The 16,353-nt window shown below is 71.0% G+C and carries 13 protein-coding genes; 4 read left to right on the forward strand and 9 right to left on the reverse strand.

The genetic code is table 11. From position 1 onward, the window contains the following. Positions 1 to 171 precede the first annotated feature (171 nt). From hisS to FCN18_RS28860, 5 genes are all read right to left on the reverse strand, one after another. Positions 172 to 1,464, reverse strand: coding sequence for a histidine--tRNA ligase (gene hisS / locus FCN18_RS28840; RefSeq protein WP_113641122.1), 1,293 nt, complete (start codon positions 1,462 to 1,464; stop codon positions 172 to 174). A 9-nt stretch (positions 1,465 to 1,473) separates the two neighbouring features. Continuing rightward, a complete protein-coding gene (locus FCN18_RS28845) occupies positions 1,474 to 2,982 on the reverse strand; it encodes an MFS transporter (protein WP_113641121.1) in 1,509 nt (502 codons plus the stop codon). After that, positions 2,979 to 3,659, reverse strand: coding sequence for an LppX_LprAFG lipoprotein (locus FCN18_RS28850; RefSeq protein ID WP_112275838.1), 681 nt, complete (start codon positions 3,657 to 3,659; stop codon positions 2,979 to 2,981). The genes FCN18_RS28845 and FCN18_RS28850 overlap by 4 nt, the downstream gene beginning before the upstream one ends. A gap of 38 nt (positions 3,660 to 3,697) precedes the next feature. Beyond that, positions 3,698 to 4,153, reverse strand: a complete 456-nt coding sequence (locus FCN18_RS28855; RefSeq protein WP_112275840.1) for a flavodoxin family protein — start codon at positions 4,151 to 4,153, stop codon at positions 3,698 to 3,700. Between the two features lie 106 nt (positions 4,154 to 4,259). Next, positions 4,260 to 5,915 carry a phospho-sugar mutase gene (locus tag FCN18_RS28860; RefSeq protein ID WP_137096585.1) on the reverse strand — a complete coding sequence of 552 codons (1,656 nt, stop codon included), beginning with the start codon at positions 5,913 to 5,915 and terminating at the stop codon, positions 4,260 to 4,262. Positions 5,916 to 5,984: 69 nt separating this feature from the next. On the opposite strand from FCN18_RS28860, the gene FCN18_RS28865 reads away from it, so the two are divergent. Beyond that, positions 5,985 to 7,187: a PucR family transcriptional regulator gene (locus FCN18_RS28865; RefSeq protein ID WP_113641119.1), complete on the forward strand. Its 1,203-nt coding sequence runs from the start codon at positions 5,985 to 5,987 to the stop codon at positions 7,185 to 7,187. Positions 7,188 to 7,483: 296 nt separating this feature from the next. Here FCN18_RS28865 and FCN18_RS28870 read toward each other — a convergent pair whose 3' ends face one another. Genes FCN18_RS28870 through FCN18_RS28880 form a run of 3 tightly spaced genes read right to left on the reverse strand, consistent with a single transcriptional unit; the run spans position 7,484 to position 9,721 of the window. Further along, positions 7,484 to 8,290 (reverse strand): purine-nucleoside phosphorylase, encoded by an 807-nt coding sequence (locus tag FCN18_RS28870; protein WP_112275846.1) that lies wholly within the window; start codon positions 8,288 to 8,290, stop codon positions 7,484 to 7,486. Further along, entirely contained in the window at positions 8,262 to 8,723 is a 462-nt protein-coding gene (locus tag FCN18_RS28875; RefSeq protein WP_112275848.1) for an ABA4-like family protein, read from the reverse strand. The genes FCN18_RS28870 and FCN18_RS28875 overlap by 29 nt, the downstream gene beginning before the upstream one ends. After that, on the reverse strand, positions 8,720 to 9,721 hold the full coding sequence (locus FCN18_RS28880) for a hypothetical protein (RefSeq protein ID WP_137096586.1): 1,002 nt from the start codon (positions 9,719 to 9,721) through the stop codon (positions 8,720 to 8,722). Before FCN18_RS28880 ends, FCN18_RS28875 begins: the two co-directional genes overlap by 4 nt. 89 nt (positions 9,722 to 9,810) lie before the next feature. Between FCN18_RS28880 and FCN18_RS28885 the strand changes: the two genes are divergently transcribed. After that, positions 9,811 to 10,452, forward strand: coding sequence for a MerR family transcriptional regulator (locus FCN18_RS28885; RefSeq protein ID WP_113641116.1), 642 nt, complete (start codon positions 9,811 to 9,813; stop codon positions 10,450 to 10,452). A gap of 61 nt (positions 10,453 to 10,513) precedes the next feature. On the opposite strand, the gene FCN18_RS28890 is transcribed toward FCN18_RS28885, so the two are convergent. Next, positions 10,514 to 12,211 carry a serine/threonine-protein kinase gene (locus FCN18_RS28890; RefSeq protein WP_228714173.1) on the reverse strand — a complete coding sequence of 566 codons (1,698 nt, stop codon included), beginning with the start codon at positions 12,209 to 12,211 and terminating at the stop codon, positions 10,514 to 10,516. 107 nt (positions 12,212 to 12,318) lie between these two features. Here FCN18_RS28890 and mutA point away from each other — a divergent pair, with 107 nt between their 5' ends. Beyond that, positions 12,319 to 14,184 (forward strand): methylmalonyl-CoA mutase small subunit, encoded by a 1,866-nt coding sequence (gene mutA / locus FCN18_RS28895; protein ID WP_137096588.1) that lies wholly within the window; start codon positions 12,319 to 12,321, stop codon positions 14,182 to 14,184. Beyond that, positions 14,184 to 16,352 carry a methylmalonyl-CoA mutase gene (scpA, locus tag FCN18_RS28900; protein WP_112275858.1) on the forward strand — a complete coding sequence of 723 codons (2,169 nt, stop codon included), beginning with the start codon at positions 14,184 to 14,186 and terminating at the stop codon, positions 16,350 to 16,352. Before mutA ends, scpA begins: the two co-directional genes overlap by 1 nt. The last annotated feature ends 1 nt before the right edge of the window (position 16,353 follow it).

Genomic DNA, 16,353 nt, shown 5'->3' on the forward strand with positions numbered 1-16,353 from the left:
AAGCCCACCAGCGCCGATGGTACTGCACCCGTGGGGGTGTGGGAGAGTAGGACACCGCCGAACTCAACTTCGAGAAAGCCCGCCAGGTGCTCACCTGGCGGGCTTTCTCGTTTTGTCGTCACAAAAAAAGCAGGCCGGTCATTCGAGAGGCTCGAATGACCGGCCTGCGTGCTATTCGGCGAGCAGTTCGGCGACCGTGGCCGGTGCGGAGTCCGCGGCGACCACCCGCTGGTCGCGGGTCGCTAGGCTGCGCACGGTCACGTTGCCGGCGTCCCAGTCCTCCTGGCCGACGATCACGACCACGCGGGCGCCGGCCTTGTCCGCACGTCCGAGTTCCTTGCCCAGCTTGCGGAACTCTAGCGGCACCGATGTGCGCACACCGGAGCGGCGCAGCGACGTCGCCACCGTGCGGGCGGCGTCGCCGAGGTTCTCCGTCACCGGGATCACGACCACGTCGACCTCGGCCTTCGGTTGCGGCAGCAGGCCGTGGGTGCCAAGGAAGTCCATCAGGGTTACGTCGCCCATGCCGAACCCGATTCCCGGGATCTGCTGTGCGGTGAACAGCGAAGCCAGGTCGCTGTAGGCGCCACCGCCGAACAGGGCGCGGTTGTTCTCCGGCGAGGTGTCGAAGACCTCGAACACCGTCGACGTGTAGTAGGCCAGTCCGCGCACGATCATCGGGTCGAAGCGGATCAGGCTCGCGGCGTTGCTGCCGAGCACCCTGACCAGGTTGGAGTTCTCCTTGACCTGCTCAGGCAGTTCGTCGAGCAGCGCGGTCCCAGCGGTGAGCACGTCGCCCAGCTTCTCGAACTGCTTGTCCGTGAGACCGATCTCCTCGGCGCTGGCGGCGAGCTTCTCCCGCTCGTACTTCTCCCAGCGGTCGACGAGCGCGAACACCTCGGGCAGCTGCTCCTCGCCGACGCCCACCACATCGGTGAGGGCCGAGGACAGCAGGTTCCGGTCGTTCGCCCTGACCACGAACATGTCCTCGCTCGCACCCAGCCCGGCCAGCATGTCGTGGATCAGCTCGAAGATCTCGATCTCGGTGTTCGCGCTGGTCGAGCCGAAGATGTCGACGTTGATCTGCCAATGCTCGCGCACCCGGCCCCGCTGGGGGCGTTCGTAGCGGTGGCAGTTCGGGTGGCTGTACCAGCGGACGGGGAACTGCAGGGCACCGGCGTTGCCGGCGATCATCCTGGCCACCGACGGCGTCATCTCAGGACGCAGCGCCAGGCGGCGGCCCCCGCGGTCGGTGAGGGTGTAGAGCTGCTGGTTGGCGATCTCCTCACCGGATTTCGCCTCGTAGATCTCAGCCGACTCCAGGATCGGACCGTCGTAGCGCTGGAACCCGTACCGCTCGATGACCTCGTACAGCTTCCCGAAGACCTGGGTACGGACGGACATCTCCGGCGGGAGGAAGTCCCGGGTACCCCGGTAGGGCGCGGTCGGCAGGAATTCAGGCACGTACCGAGTTTAGTGACCGCGCCGCGAGCCGATGAGCAGGGCAAGGGCCGCGCCCGCCGCGCACACGACCGACGTGATCAGGAAGATCTCCGTGTACTGCGTGAGCAGTGCGTTCTTCACGGCGCCCACGTAGTCGCCGAGCGCGGTCTCGTAGGCGGCGTCGGACGGATACAGCACGCGGATCGGCACGTCGAGCGACGCGGTCATGCTGTGGAAGCGGTGCAGGCCCCACGCCGAGAGGGCCGCGATGCCCACGAGCATGCCGGTCATCCGCGCCACCACGACGCCCGCCGAGGCGACGCCGTGCTGTTCCGGCGGTGCCGCACGCAGCACCGCCGAGGAGAGCGGCGCGATGACCAGGCCGAGCCCGAGTCCCACGATCACCAGGTCCGTGTCGAGCCTCGGCAGCGTCAACGGGCCCAGCTCGTGCGGTGTGGAGAGCACATCGGCGGTCCACCCCGACATCAGCAGGAAGCCCGCACCCGCCACGAGCATGCCGACGAACGCCACCGAGCGTTCCCCGGCCCGGGACGCCACGAACCCGCCCGCGATCGCTCCGACCGGCAGCGCCACGAGGAAGCGCAGGAGCAGCTCCACGCTGCCCTGGTCGTCACGGCCGAGGAGGGTCTGGGAGAACAGGTCGACGTCGACGAGCGTGACCATGAGCGCCGCACCTGCCGCGATGCTGGTGCCCAGCGCGGCGAGGAACGGGCGCATCCGCACGTGAGTGGGGTCCAGCAGCCGGGTCTTCGCCCTGGACTCCCACAGCAGGAACAGCACGAAGACCACGGCGGCGACGATCAGCAGCGGCAGGCCCCAGCTCGGGAGCACCTGCTCGCGCGGGTTCGGGTTGTAGAGGCCCACCACCAGCATGCCGAGCGCGATCGCGAGCAGCCCACCGCCAACGAGGTCCACCTTGGCGCGCTCGGCGGGCCGGTTGCCGGGCACGGAGAAGTAGACGGCGACCATCGCCAGCAGCGCGAGCGGCACGTTGACCCAGAACACGCTGCGCCAGCCCGCGAGCGCGGCGAGCGCGATGCCGTAAACGGGTCCCAGCACGCTGCCGAGCTCCTGCGCACCGCCGACCGCGCCGAGCACGGTCGCTCTCCTGCGCTCTGACCACAGGTCGGCGGCGAGTGCCATTGTCACCGGCAGGAGCGCGCCGCCCGCGATCCCGAGCACCACCCGGCCCACCACGAGCAGCGGCACCGAACCGGCGACCGCGGTGAGCACGGAGCCAACGAGGAACCCGGCCAGGCACGCCTGCAGCAGTGTCTTGCGGCCGAACCGGTCGGAGGCCTGGCCCAGCAGCGGCATCGCTGCCACGTAGCCGAGCAGGTAGCCCGTGACGATGGGCGTGACCTGCTCGAGGCGGTTCACCGGGATCTGCAGGTCCTCGATGATCTGCCGCAGCAGGCCGATGACGACGTACGTGTCGAGCGCCCCGAGCAGTACCGCGAGTCCACCGGCGCCGATCGCTACCGAGCGGGCGCGCCGGGTGGTGCCGACCTCGGTCACGCCGGCGGGGTGACCGTCACGGGCTTGTCCACATCGGACAGCGTGACGTCGACGGTGGCGTCGTCGGGGAACGCCGCGGAGGCCTTGACGGGCAGGTGCTCGCCGTCGGTGCGCAGCCAGAACGTCACGTCGGCGTCGGACTGGATCCCCGGCAGCAGGCCGGAGAGGACGTCCTTGCCGAGTTGACCCGTGACCTTGTAGGTCTGGGTGCCCTCCACCTCCTCCTGCGCCTCGGTGACCGGGTTGCGCAGGCCGGAGAGCAGTTTCGAGACGCCCCGCTCCGGGTCGAGCACGGCGGAGGGGTCGTACAAAGTGGAGCTGAGCGCGGCCGGGATCTCCTGGTACCCGCCGGTGGGTCCCTTGAGATAGAGGGTGTCGCCCGCGAGCACGAACTCGACCTCGACGAGCTGGCCCGCCTGCTTCAGCGTGCCGGTGCCCTTGGCGTCGCCCTGCTTCGTCAGGTCGCCGTCGAGGCTCTGCACGCTCAGACCCTTGACCGTGCCGTTCACCCGCAGGGTGAAATGGGTGCTCTGGATGTCTCCCGTGGCCGCCGCGGCGTCCTTGATCAGGGCGGGGCCGTCGGGCAGTGACTCACTCGGAGCGTCGTCGGACGTGCAGCCCGCGGTCACGGCGGCCGTGAGCGCGAGCATCCCCAACAGGATTCGGCGGATGACCATGCCGGAATCGTAGGGCCACCGGGGCGCCCGCGTACCGGCTATTCCGGCATGAGGCCGGCCGCCAGCGTCGCGCCCAGTTCCCAGCACGCGGCGAGGTCGTCCTTGTCGGGTTCGCCCATGACCACCACGGGCTGTGCCGCCTGCTCCCAGCCGAGGCCCTTGGTGACGCTCTCGATCGCCCGGTGCGCTCCCTCGATGCCCTGGTTGCCGTGCAGGTAGAGGCCGAAGGGGCGGTTGCGGGTGGCGTCGAGGCACGGGTAGTAGACGGTGTCGAAGAAGTGCTTGAGCGCGCCCGACATGTAGCCGAGATTGGCGGGGGTGCCGAGCAGGTAGGAGTCGGCGGCCAGCACGTCCGACGCCGTCGCGGACAGCGCGGGCCGCCGGACCACGTCGACACCGGTGATCTCCGGATCGGTCGCGCCGGAGACCACGGCCTCGAACATGGCCTGCAGATGGGGCGACGGCGTGTGGTGGACGATCAGCAACGTGGGCACAGTGATTCAGCGTGCCTTCGCTGAGCGGGTCCCGCAAGCGCCGTGAGGGAGCAAGGGAGCTTTGCTCCCGGAAAACGGTAGTAAAGCTCCCTTGCTCCCCTCTGGGCTACCGGTCGAGCAGCTGTGAGAGCTCCGTTCGCAGCGCGGTGAGGCGTTTGGCCGCCGTCCGGCGGGACTCCGGCAGGTCCTCCTCGGCCGGGACGTCGGCCGTCACCTCCAGGTAGACCTTCAGCTTCGGCTCCGTTCCCGACGGCCGCAGGACCACCCGCAGGCCCTCGCCCCGCAGGCGCAGCACGTCCGCCTCCGGCAGCCGGTCCTCGGCCGTCACTGCCACGTCCGCGAGCGTCGCCGGCGGGGCCGTGCGCACCCGGTCCATCAGCTCGGCCCGCGCCCGAAGGTCGGGGATCCGCACCGACACCTGGTCGGTCAGATGCACGCCGTGCCGCACGGCGAGGTCGTCGAGCACGTCGAACAGCGTGCGGCCCGCCGCCTTCGTCGTCGCCGCGAGGTCGCACGCGAGCACCGCCGCCGCGATGCCGTCCTTGTCCCGCACGAACCCGGGGTTCACGCACACCCCGAGTGCCTCCTCGTACGCGAACACCAGGCCTTCGCCCGCCCGCGCCAGCCATTTGAAGCCCGTGAGCGTTTCCGCGTACCGCGCCCCGTGCGCCTCGGCCATCCCGCCCAGCATCGACGACGACACGATCGTGGTCGCCACCAACGGGTCAGTGCTGTCCGTTGTGGACAGCACGTGCTCGCCGAGCAGCACGCCCGTCTCGTCGCCCCGCAGCATCCGCCACGTGCCGTCCCCGTCCCGCGCACCGAGTGCGCACCTGTCGGCGTCCGGGTCGAGCGCGATCGCAAGGTCGGCGTCGATCTCGGCCGCGAGCGCCAGCAACCGGTCGGTCGCGCCCGGCTCCTCCGGGTTCGGGAACGCCACGGTCGGGAAGTCCGGGTCCGGCTCCGCCTGCTCGGCCACCAGGCGCACGTCGGTGAAGCCCGCCGCCCGCAGCGCGCGCACCAGCACGTCCCCGCCGACGCCATGCATGGGCGTCGCCGCCACCCGCAGCGTCCGTGCCGTGCCCCTCGGCAACGTCGCGCAGCGGGAAAGGTACGTCTCCAGCACATCGGAACCCGCCGTCGTGGCATCGGGAGACCTCGGTACCGCCACCGCGGCGGGGGCGTCGGCGATCGCCGCCTCCACCTCGCGGTCGGCCGGCGGGACGATCTGCGCGGCCGTGTCGTCGTAGAGCTTGTAGCCGTTGTCGGCCGGCGGGTTGTGAGACGCGGTGACCTGAATGCCGGCGACCGCGCCGAGGTGTCCGACCGCGAACGCGAGCACTGGCGTCGGCAATGGACCCGGCAGCACCTTCACCGCGAAACCGGCCGCGCTGAGCACCTCGGCAGCCGCCACGGCGAACGCCGCCGAGCCGTGCCGCGCGTCCCGGCCGACCACGACGGTCCCGCCGGCCTTGCCGTGACTCGTCAGCCACGCCGCCACCCCCGCGGTGGTGCGCACGACGACGGCCGGGTTCATCCCGTTCGGACCCGCCCGCACCGGTCCGCGCAGTCCCGCGGTACCGAACGTCAGCGGGCCGGCCATGCGGTCGGCGAGCTCCGCGACCGCGTCGGCGTCGCCACCCATCGCCCGTGCGAGCACGGTCTGCAACTCTGTGCGCGTGTCCGGGTCGACGTCGTCGGCGATCCAGCGAAATGCCTGGTCACGAAGGCCGGTGGTGAGCCTGGGCGATGGTTGCGTCACCGCACAATGTTGTCAAGCCTCGGGATTCCCGCTACCGTCGCCCCCGCTGGCCAAGGGGGTTAGGCCGTCATGCGCAATGACACGGCGCCGATCGGAGCAGCCGCCCGCGCGGAGCTGGCCGTGCTGGCTCCCGCCATGCGGCGCCGATCGGCGGATGTTGCACAACTGATCTTGCAGCAGATCCAGTCGTCCATCCCCGCCTACGCCAGGCCACTGGAGGGCACGTTCGGCAAGGCGATCCTGCACGGTGTGCAGCAGGGCGTGCTGGAATTCCTCGACCGGCTGCTCGACCCGGCCGCGGCCGGCGACGGCACCGCCGCGCTCTTCCGTCAGCTCGGCAGATACGAGGTGAGCGAGGGCCGGAGTATCGACGTGCTGCAGTCGGCGTACCGCATCGGCGGGCGCGTCGGCTGGCAGGCGCTCAGCGACTTCGGTCTGCGCTCGAAGCTGCCGGTGGAAACGATGTGCGAGCTCGCCGCAGCCCTGTTCGCCTACATCGACGAGCTGTCGGCACTGTCGCACGAGGGCTACGTGGCCGCACAGGCCCGCGCCGCCGGGGCACTCGAACGCCGCCGCAAGCGCTTGCTGGAGTCGCTGCTCTCCGAGCAGCCGGTACCCACGGGCGTGCTCGTGGACCAGGCCGCCGCCGCGGCGTGGACGCCGCCGGAGGAGGTGACGGTCGTCGTGCTGGAACGCGACGGCGACACCGAACCGCCGGGTTACCCCGAGCTGGCCGACGACGTGCTCGTCGACCTCGAGAGCGACGCGCCGTGCCTGATCGTGCCCGCGCCCGGCGGCACCGTGCCCGACCTCGCCGCGGCGCTCGCCGGCTGGCGGTGCGTGATCGGCCCCGTCGTCCGCCTCGCCGACGCGCGTGACTCGCTGCGCTGGGCACGGCGGCTCGCCGGGTTGATCGGCGACGGTGTGGTGGAGCGTGCGCCGGTGGTCTCGTGTGCCGACCACCTACTGACGTTGTGGCTGCTCAGTGATCCGACGCTCGCCGAGCGGCTCGCGGAGCGGGCGATCGCGCCGCTCGGTGGGTTCAACGCCCGGCAGCGCGAGCGGCTCGCCGAGACCCTGGCCGCGTGGCTGGAGACGAGGGGCGGCGCGCCGGAGGTCGCGGGCCAGCTGAACGTGCATCCGCAGACCGTGCGCTACCGGATCCATCAGCTCGAGGAGTGCTACGGCGACCGGCTGCGGGACCCCGACGAACGGTTCGCGCTCGCGGTCGCGCTGCGGGCCCGCCGGCTCCGGCGCCCTCGTCCGGAGTAACTCCCCGCATTTCCGTGAGCATTGCATTTCCCGCTTTTGTCAGCCGCGTGACAAGGCGCGCGGAGTCAGTCCGGAAAGCGCCGTGGAGAACCCGATCGGGCTATTGTCGAGCCGTCAACGATGGGCCAAATTGGCTCTGCCACACCGATTTCGAGCTCGGCGACCTCGCCGGGGTACGTGGTGGCCACTCCATTCCACAGTGCGGTAAACGCGCGAAAGGGACTTCGATGACGCGTAGGGAAATGGCCGACGTGCCCATTACGACCACGCCGGTCTCCACCGGAAAGTGACGGCGGTCACGCGCGCAGCACGAGCTCCCGCAGCAGGCCACCCATCCGCTCGGCGGCCGCCTTGCCCGCCTCGATGACCTCCTCGTGGCTGAGTGGCTCGCCCGTCATCCCGGCGGCGAGGTTGGTCACGAGCGACAGCCCGAACACCTCCACGCCCGCGGCGCGCGCCGCGATGGCCTCCAGCACGGTCGACATGCCGACGAGGTCGGCGCCGAGCGTGCGCAGCATCCGGATCTCGGCGGGCGTCTCGAAATGCGGTCCCGGCAGCCCGGCGTAAACGCCCTCCGCCAGTGATGGGTCGATTCCCTTCGCGACGTCCCGCAGCCGGTTGGAGTAGAGATCGACGAGGTCGACGAAGTTCGCGCCGGTGATCGGCGACGTCGCGGTCATGTTCAGGTGGTCGGAGATGATCACCGGCTGGCCGACCTGGAAGCCTTCGCGCAGCCCGCCCGCGGCGTTGGTGAGCAGCACCGTGCGCACGCCGGCTTCCGCCGCGGTGCGCACCGCGTGCACGACGCGCGCGACGCCCTTGCCCTCGTACAGGTGCGTCCGGCCGAGCAGGACCAGCACGCGCTTGTCGCCGATCTTCACCGAACGCGCGGTGCTTCCGTGGCCGACGGCGCTGGGTGTCTCGAACCCGGGCAGCTCGTCGAGAGCGACCTCCGTCTCGGGCTTGCCGATCACGTCGGCGGCCGGGCGCCAGCCCGAGCCCAGCACCACGGCGATGTCGTGCCGGTCGGTTCCGGTGCGCTCGGCGAGCACCGAGGCGGCAGCGGCGGCGAGGTCACTGGGCTGGCTGATCTTCTCGTTCACGGTCGTGCAGCCTACGTGCTCCCGGCGTCACCGTCCGGGCGAGCAGGTAGGCCAGCAGCCCAATCGGCGACAGCAGGATCGTCAGCACCAGAATCGGCGCGAGGAGCAGGTGCGGAACCCCGCGCCGGCGCGCGTCGAGGTACATCCACCTGCCGATGAACAGGTCGAAGGCGATGAGGTGCGCCCAGATCATGGCGGCGCCCTCGGCGGAGGCGAGGAACTCGCGCAACACCCCGAGGTCCGGCCTGCTCACCACCGTCCACAGCTCGGCGAAGTCGCCGGGCGCGAGCGCGAGGTAGACGAGCAGCGGCGGGAGGGCGATCCACGGCGAGCCGATGACGCGAGTGGTCCACCGCCAGCGGGGCGCGACGATCATCAGCGCCCAGAACGGCGCGGCGAGGTAGAAGGTCAGGTCGAAGAGAGTCCCGGTCATCGAGGGGTCCTCTCCGGGTGAGCAAGGGAGCTTTGCTCTCGAGAAACGGGAGTAAAGCTCCCTTGCTCCCGCTTGGCGAGGGTCAGGACGGTCGCGAGAGTCACCGTCACGGCCAGTGCGGCGAGGGCCGCGAGCGTCCACGCGTCGGGGGAGAGCAGCGGCTGACCGCGCAGCGCCTGCCACGTGACGAGACCGGTCAGCCCCGCGTAGCCGGCCCCGGCCACGAACATCAGCCGCATCCGCACGCCGCCGTCGCGCAGCGCCGGCAACCTGGTCGCGAGCAGGCCGAGCAGCAGCGCCAGCAGCGGGAGCACCTGTAGCGCGTGCATGCCGACGAAGTGCGGGATGCGCAGGTCGCCGCCGGTGGTGCTCCAGCCGGTGATGGGCATGCTCGGCCCGCCGTCCGCGACGCCGACGCTGTGCGCGCCGATGAAACCGGTGGGCGTGCCGTTCCGCATCGACCCAAGCTGCTCGCTCGTCGGGCCGATCATTAGCGCCCCGAGCCCCGCTCCCACCAGTGAGATCAGCGCGCCGAGCCGGATCGCCCAGCGCGAGGCCGGGTCCGGGATGGGGGTCCGCAGCAGTAGGACGGTCAGCACGAGCGTGCCTGTCCACAGTGCCGCGATGGATCCGCCCATCACCGAGAACAGCGTCGAGTCCAATGGCGTCGAGGCATTGAAGTGACTGGCCCGCCCGCGCACGACCTGCGTCACGATGATCGCGTACTCCACGAACAGGATCACCACGATCGCGGTGGACACGCGGTTTGCCAGGCGCTGCCGCGACCTCAGCAGGGTCAGCAACCACGCCCAGGTGACGCAGTACAGGGCGATGGACACCGCGAACTTGAACGGCTTCAACCAGATCGGCGCGCCGAGCAACACGCGGTCGTCGAGCAGCAGTCCGCCGGCCGAGACGGCGGCCATCGCCGCCATCACGCCCGCACAGATCATCATCGGGCGGTGCCAGGTTCTCGCCTGGCCGATCAGGTCGGACATCCGTCCTCCTTATAGATAGTGTTACTACCTATAGCGGGAAGCTACACTATCCGTTCTGAGGAAGTCCACAGGAAAGGCGACGACGACGCATGCGGATGGCCGAGCTGAGCAGGGAGTCCGGGGTCCCGGTCGCGACGATCAAGTACTACCTGCGCGAGGGCCTGCTCCCGCCCGGCGAGCGCACCAGTCCCAACCAGGCCCGCTACGACGCGTCCCACGTGCGCAGGCTCAAGCTCATCCGCGCGCTGCTCGACATCGGCGGGCTGTCGATCGCGGCCGTCCGCGAGGTGATCGCCGGGCTCGCGGAGGGGACGTCCACCCACGACGTGCTCGGCATCGCGCAGCACGGCCTTCCGCTGCCCGCCGTGGAGGTCAGCGACGAGGCGCGGGCGTGGGCGATGGAGCGGCTGGAGACACTTGCCGAGAAGCGGGACTGGGTGATCGCGCCGGGCACGCCCATCGCCGAGGCGCTGGTCGGAGTGCTCTGCACCTATCGCGACCTCGGCCACCCCGAACTGGCCGAGCGGCTCGACGACTACGCCGAGGCGGCCGACCTCGTCGCGGGCAGTGACCTCGACACCGTCGCCGCGCTGGGGCAACGAGAGGCGATTGTGGAGGCGGCCGTGATCGGCACCGTGCTCGGCGACGCGCTGCACGCCGCGCTGCGCAGGCTCGCGCACGCCAAGGCCTCGCGCGACCGGTTCGGTGCAACCGCGGTGAAACCGCAGTGAAGGCCACCATGCCTGCGTTCAACGCAGTGAAGGTGGCCTTCACTGCGGTTTCACCGCCCGCTCAGTCGGTCATCTGGAACGTCGGCACGATGCGGTCGAACAACTCGCTGCGGCCGAGGCGTTCCTGTTCGACGGGCACCGTCACGCTCACCACCCACAGGCTCGACCCGCTGAGGAACACCTCCGCGACCGTCGTCCGGTTCATCGCCCGCTCACCGCTCGCGCCGCGCTCCGCCGTCCGGTACGTCACGAGCACGCCGTCGCGGTCGCCGAGCGGTTCCGAGCGCACCAGCGTGAAGTCACCGGGGGCCCAGAACTCGCCGAGCGTGGTGACGTAGTCGTCAACGGTGTAGGCGTCCGAGTACTGCGCGAACCGCTCCACGCCAAGCACCTGCGCGCCGTCGGCGGAGACGAACTGCACCCTGGTGCTGGTGGGCAGCTTCGTCTCCGACTGCTGGGTGACGAACTTCGTCCAGTCGGCGGGCACCTCGACCGAGAACAGGCCGCCCTTCGCGCCCTGCAGGTTGGTCGCGTCGCCCTCGCGCGTGACGAGCTCCTGCTGTGGTGCGGGAGCCGCGGCCGGCCTCGGCTCCTGTGTCCGGTCCGGTGCCGAGAGCGGCTGGCCCGCGAGCACGCGCGTCAGCACGAACCCGCCTGCCACGGCCAGCACGAACAGCAGCATCACCACCACGACCAGCGCCACCGTGCGCGCCGTCGACCGCCCGGCCCGCGCCGCGGCCGGACCGTCGGCGGGCGCGGCGCCTCCGCCGAAAGGCAGCGGCCCCGGATCGGCCGCGAGCGCCCCGCCGCCGTCGTCCGCGCTGGGTTCCGGCGCGGCGGCCGGCATCGCCGGGATCACCCGAGTGACGCTCGCCTCCGGCCCGACCGGGGTGCCCTCGCGGAACAGCTCCGGCGGGAACAGCAGGCGCCGGGGCTGGGCCAGGAACGGGTAAAGCCTGCGCCGCACCTCCGACAGTGACATCCGCTCCGACGGCTCCTTGGCCATCAGCCCCCGGACCAACGCCGCGAGCGGGCCGGGCGAAGGCTGCGGCACCTCGCCGTGCACCACCCTGCTCACCGTCTCCAGTGGATCACCGTCGACGTCGTAGGGAGGGCGGCCCTCGGTGGCGGCGAACAGCGTCGCGCCAAGCCCCCACAGATCGGCGGTGTAGGTCACCGCGCCGCCGGAGGCGACCTCGGGCGCGATGAACGCGGGCGAGCCGAGCATCGTCCCCGTGTGGGTCATGGTGACCTCGGAGACGTTGCGGGCGATGCCGAAGTCGGTGAGCTTGATGCGGCCGTCCTGCGCCACGAGCACGTTGCCGGGCTTGACGTCGCGGTGGGTGATGCCTGCCGCGTGCGCCGCCTCCAGCGCCGCGGCCACCGCGTCGGCCACCGCCGCCGCCTGCGCGACGGTGAGCCGCCTGCCAGCCCTGAGCAGCGCGGCGAGGCTGCGCGAGGGGAGCAGCTCCATCACGACGTACGGATCGCCGTGCTCCAGCACGACGTCGTGCAGGACGATCACGTTCGGGTGGGAGAGCACCGCGATGGCCCTCGCCTCGCGAAGGGTGCGCTCGCGGACCTCGCCGGCCTGATCCGGCGGCACGCCCGCGGGCATCCGGACCTCCTTGACCGCCACGGGGCGCTGGAGGAACTCGTCGTGCGCCGCCCAGACCGTGCCCATGGCCCCCGAGCCGAGCACCGAGCGCAGCCGGTAGCGACCGGCGACGAGGCGCGAATTCTCAGCGGGGGCGGACACGACCCCTATTGTGGCGAACCGCCGACGACGGCCACGCTCGCCCAGTGTTGTTAGCCGGGATTTGCATCACATTTGCGGGCCGGTCGGTGCCCCTACCATGAGTTGTTATGACAGAAGTGGCTGGGACATCGGCGTCCGCGCCCGCTGAGCTCACGCTCGCGGCCGAGTTCGGCGCCCCCGACCGGGCCGGTTGGGAGCGGCTCGTGACAGGCGTCCTGAAGAAGAGCGGCGCGCTGCCGGAGGACTTCACCGGGGCGCCACAGAGTCTGCTCACCAGCACGACCTACGACGGCATCGAGATCCAGCCGCTCTACACCGCCGACGACCAGGCGCCGCCGGCCGGTTTCCCCGGGCTGTCGCCGTTCGTGCGCGGTGGTCGCGCCGAGGGGCAGGTGAGCACGGGCTGGGACGTGCGGGCCCTGCACGCGGGCTCCGACGCCGCGGGCGTGAACGAGGACGTGCTGGCCGATCTGGAGAACGGCGTCAGCTCCGTGTGGCTGCGCGTCGGTGAGACGGCCCTGCCCGTGGCCGACCTCGGCCGCGCGCTGCGGGACGTCTACCTCGACCTGGCGCCGATCGTGCTCGACGCCGGCGAGGACTACGAGGCCGCCGCCGAGGCCCTGCTCGCTGTGCTCGCCGAGCGCGAGATCCCCTCCGGCGAGGCGTCCGGCAGCCTCGGCGCCGACCCGGTGGGCCTGCAGGCACGCACCGGCGCCGAACACGACCTCGCCCCCGCAGCGGCGCTCGCCGCCCGGGTCGCACAGCGGTACCCGGGCCTGCGCACGATCGTGGTCGACGCGCTGCCGTTCCACGAGGCGGGCGGCTCCGACGCGCAGGAGCTCGGCGCCTCGATCGCCTCCGGTGTCGCCTACCTCCGGGCGCTCACGGACGCGGGCCTGAGCGTCGAGGACGCGGCGGCCCAGCTGGAGTTCCGGTACGCGGCGACCGGCGACCAGTTCCTCACCATCGCCAAGTTCCGCGCCGCACGCAGGCTGTGGGCCCGCGTCACCGAGGTGTCCGGTGCGAAGGGCGTCGCCATGCGCCAGCATGCCGTCACCTCGCCCGCCATGCTGACCAGGCGCGATCCGTGGGTGAACATGCTGCGCACCACGGTCGCCTGCTTCGCGGCCGGGGTCGGCGGTGCGGACGCTGTCACCGTGCTGCCTTTCGACGCCGCCATCGGCAGGCCCGACGCCTTCTCCCGCCGGATCGCCCGCAACACGCAGTCGATCCTGCTGGAAGAGTCCAAACTGGCCGGTGTGATCGACCCGGCGGGCGGCTCCTGGTACGTCGAGAACCTCACCGACGAGCTCGCCCGTGCCGCGTGGCGCGAGTTCACCGCCATCGAGAAGGCGGGCGGCATCCGGGCCGAGCTGTCCTCCGGGGCACTCGCCCGGCGGCTCGCGGCGACATGGGACACGCGCGCGAAGCGGATCGCCACCCGCGAGGACCCGATCACCGGCGTCAGCGAGTTCCCGCACCTGGACGAGAAGCCCGTCGAGCGCGAGCCCGCACCGTCTGTTGTGGACGGTGGTGGCCTGCCCCGCGTTCGCTACGCGCAGGAGTACGAACAGCTGCGGGACCGCTCCGACGCCTACCTCGCCGCGCACGGCGAGCGTCCCTCGGTGTTCCTCGCGACCCTCGGCCCGCTCGCCGCCCACACGGCGCGCGCCACGTTCGCGGCCAACCTGTTCCAGGCGGGCGGCGTGCGGCCGGTCAACCCGGGCGTGACCGGCGACTTGGTGCGGGCGTTCCGGGAGAGTGGCACCCCGGTCGCGTGCCTGTGCGGCAGCGACAAGTCCTACGCCGAGGAGGCGACCGAGATCGCCGCGGCCCTGCGCGAGGCCGGAGCCACCGAGGTGCTGCTCGCGGGCAAACCCGCCGACTACGACGGCGTCACCGGATACATCCACGCCGGATGCGACGCGCTGGCGGTACTCAGGAGCACCCTCGACAAGCTGGGAGTCGACTGATGACCATTCCCGACTTCACCGACGTCGAGCTCGGCACCCCGGAGCCGGGTGCGCAGCGGGACTGGGCCGACGCGCTGCACGCGAGCACCGGCAAGGGCGCCGACGCGCTGGTGTGGGAGACGCCAGAGGGCATCGGCGTCAAGCCGCTCTACACGGCCGACGATCTGTCCGATGTGGATTTCCTGAACACCTACCCCGGGATGGCTCCGTTCCTGCGCGGGCCGTACCCGACGATGTACGTCAACCAGCCGTGGACCATCCGGCAGTACGCCGGCTTCTCCACGGCCGAGGAGTCCAACGCCTTCTACCGCCGCAACCTCGCGGCCGGGCAGAAGGGCCTCTCCGTCGCGTTCGACCTGGCAACGCACCGCGGCTACGACTCCGACCACCCGCGCGTGTCCGGCGACGTCGGTATGGCGGGCGTGGCCATCGACTCGATCTACGACATGCGGCAGCTCTTCGACGGTATCCCGCTCGACAAGATGAGCGTGTCGATGACCATGAACGGCGCGGTGCTGCCGGTGATGGCGCTCTACGTCGTCGCCGCGGAGGAGCAGGGCGTCAAGCCCGAGCAGCTCACGGGGACCATCCAGAACGACATCCTCAAGGAGTTCATGGTCCGCAACACCTACATCTACCCGCCGCAGCCCTCGATGCGGATCATCTCCGACATCTTCGGCTTCACCTCGCAGCACATGCCGAGGTTCAACTCCATCTCGATCTCCGGCTACCACATGCAGGAGGCCGGGGCGACCGCCGACCTGGAGCTCGCCTACACGCTCGCCGACGGCGTCGAGTACATCCGCGCCGGGCTCGACGCGGGCCTCGGCATCGACAAGTTCGCGCCCCGGCTGTCGTTCTTCTGGGCGATCGGCATGAACTTCTTCATGGAGGTCGCGAAGATGCGCGCGGCCCGCCTGTTGTGGGCCAAGCTCGTCAAGCAGTTCTCGCCGGAGTCGGAGAAGTCGCTGTCGCTGCGCACGCACTGCCAGACCTCGGGCTGGTCGCTGACCGCGCAGGACGTCTACAACAACGTGGTGCGCACCTGCGTCGAGGCGATGGCGGCGACCCAGGGCCACACGCAGTCCCTGCACACCAACGCCCTCGACGAGGCGCTCGCGCTGCCCACGGACTTCTCGGCGCGTATCGCGCGCAACACGCAGCTGCTGCTGCAGCAGGAGTCCGGCACCACGCGGGTGATCGACCCGTGGGGCGGCAGCGCGTTCGTCGAGCGGCTCACCTACGACCTCGCGCGCAAGGCGTGGGGCCACATCAGCGAGGTCGAGTCGGCGGGCGGCATGGCGCGGGCGATCGACGCCGGCATCCCCAAGCTGCGCATCGAGGAGGCCGCCGCGCGCACGCAGGCGCGGATCGACTCCGGCAGGCAGCCGGTGATCGGCGTCAACAAGTACCGCGTCGATGACGAAGAGCAGATCGACGTGCTCAAGGTCGACAACGCGGGCGTGCGGGCCCAGCAGCTGGAGAAGCTGCGCAGGCTGCGCGAGGAGCGCGATTCCGGCGCCGTCGAGGACGCGCTGCGCAGGCTCACCGCGGGCGCGGAAGCGGACGGCAACCTGCTGGCGCTGGCGATCGACGCGGCGAGGGCCAAGGCCACGGTCGGGGAGATCTCGGAGGCGCTGGAGAAGATCTGGGGCCGCCACTCCGGGCAGATTCGTACCATTTCCGGGGTGTACCGGGACGAGGTCGGGAAGTCGGAGAACGTGGAGACAGCACGCGAACGGGTCGCCGCGTTCGCCGAGGCCGAGGGCCGCCGCCCGCGCATCCTCGTCGCCAAGATGGGGCAGGACGGGCATGACCGCGGCCAGAAGGTGATCGCCACCGCGTTCGCCGACCTGGGCTTCGACGTCGACGTGGGTCCGCTGTTCTCCACCCCGGCCGAGGTCGCGCGGCAGGCGGTCGAGGCCGACGTGCACATCGTGGGTGTGTCGTCGCTCGCGGCCGGCCACCTCTCGCTGGTGCCCGCGCTGCGGGCTGAGCTCGCCGAGCTGGGCCGCGAGGACATCATGGTCGTGGTCGGTGGCGTGATCCCGCCGCAGGACTACGACGACCTGCGCAAGGCGGGCGCGGCGGCGATCTTCGGCCCCGGCACGGTGATCGCGGAGGCCGCCATGGGCCTGCTCGACCAGCTCGACGCGCGACACTCGTAGG

Source organism: Prauserella endophytica, assembly GCF_005146945.1.
Taxonomy (GTDB): Bacteria; Actinomycetota; Actinomycetes; order Mycobacteriales; family Pseudonocardiaceae; genus Prauserella_A; species Prauserella_A endophytica.

Excerpts from the sequence above, each read along its gene's own strand:
- FCN18_RS28850 (WP_112275838.1), bottom strand. The coding sequence starts at position 3,659 with ATGGTCATCCGCCGAATCCTGTTGGGGATGCTCGCGCTCACGGCCGCC.
- FCN18_RS28865 (WP_113641119.1), top strand. The coding sequence starts at position 5,985 with ATGCGCAATGACACGGCGCCGATCGGAGCAGCCGCCCGCGCGGAGCTG.
- FCN18_RS28875 (WP_112275848.1), bottom strand. The coding sequence starts at position 8,723 with ATGACCGGGACTCTCTTCGACCTGACCTTCTACCTCGCCGCGCCGTTC.
- FCN18_RS28880 (WP_137096586.1), bottom strand. The coding sequence starts at position 9,721 with ATGTCCGACCTGATCGGCCAGGCGAGAACCTGGCACCGCCCGATGATG.
- FCN18_RS28885 (WP_113641116.1), top strand. The coding sequence starts at position 9,811 with ATGCGGATGGCCGAGCTGAGCAGGGAGTCCGGGGTCCCGGTCGCGACG.
- mutA (WP_137096588.1), top strand. The coding sequence starts at position 12,319 with ATGACAGAAGTGGCTGGGACATCGGCGTCCGCGCCCGCTGAGCTCACG.
- scpA (WP_112275858.1), top strand. The coding sequence starts at position 14,184 with ATGACCATTCCCGACTTCACCGACGTCGAGCTCGGCACCCCGGAGCCG.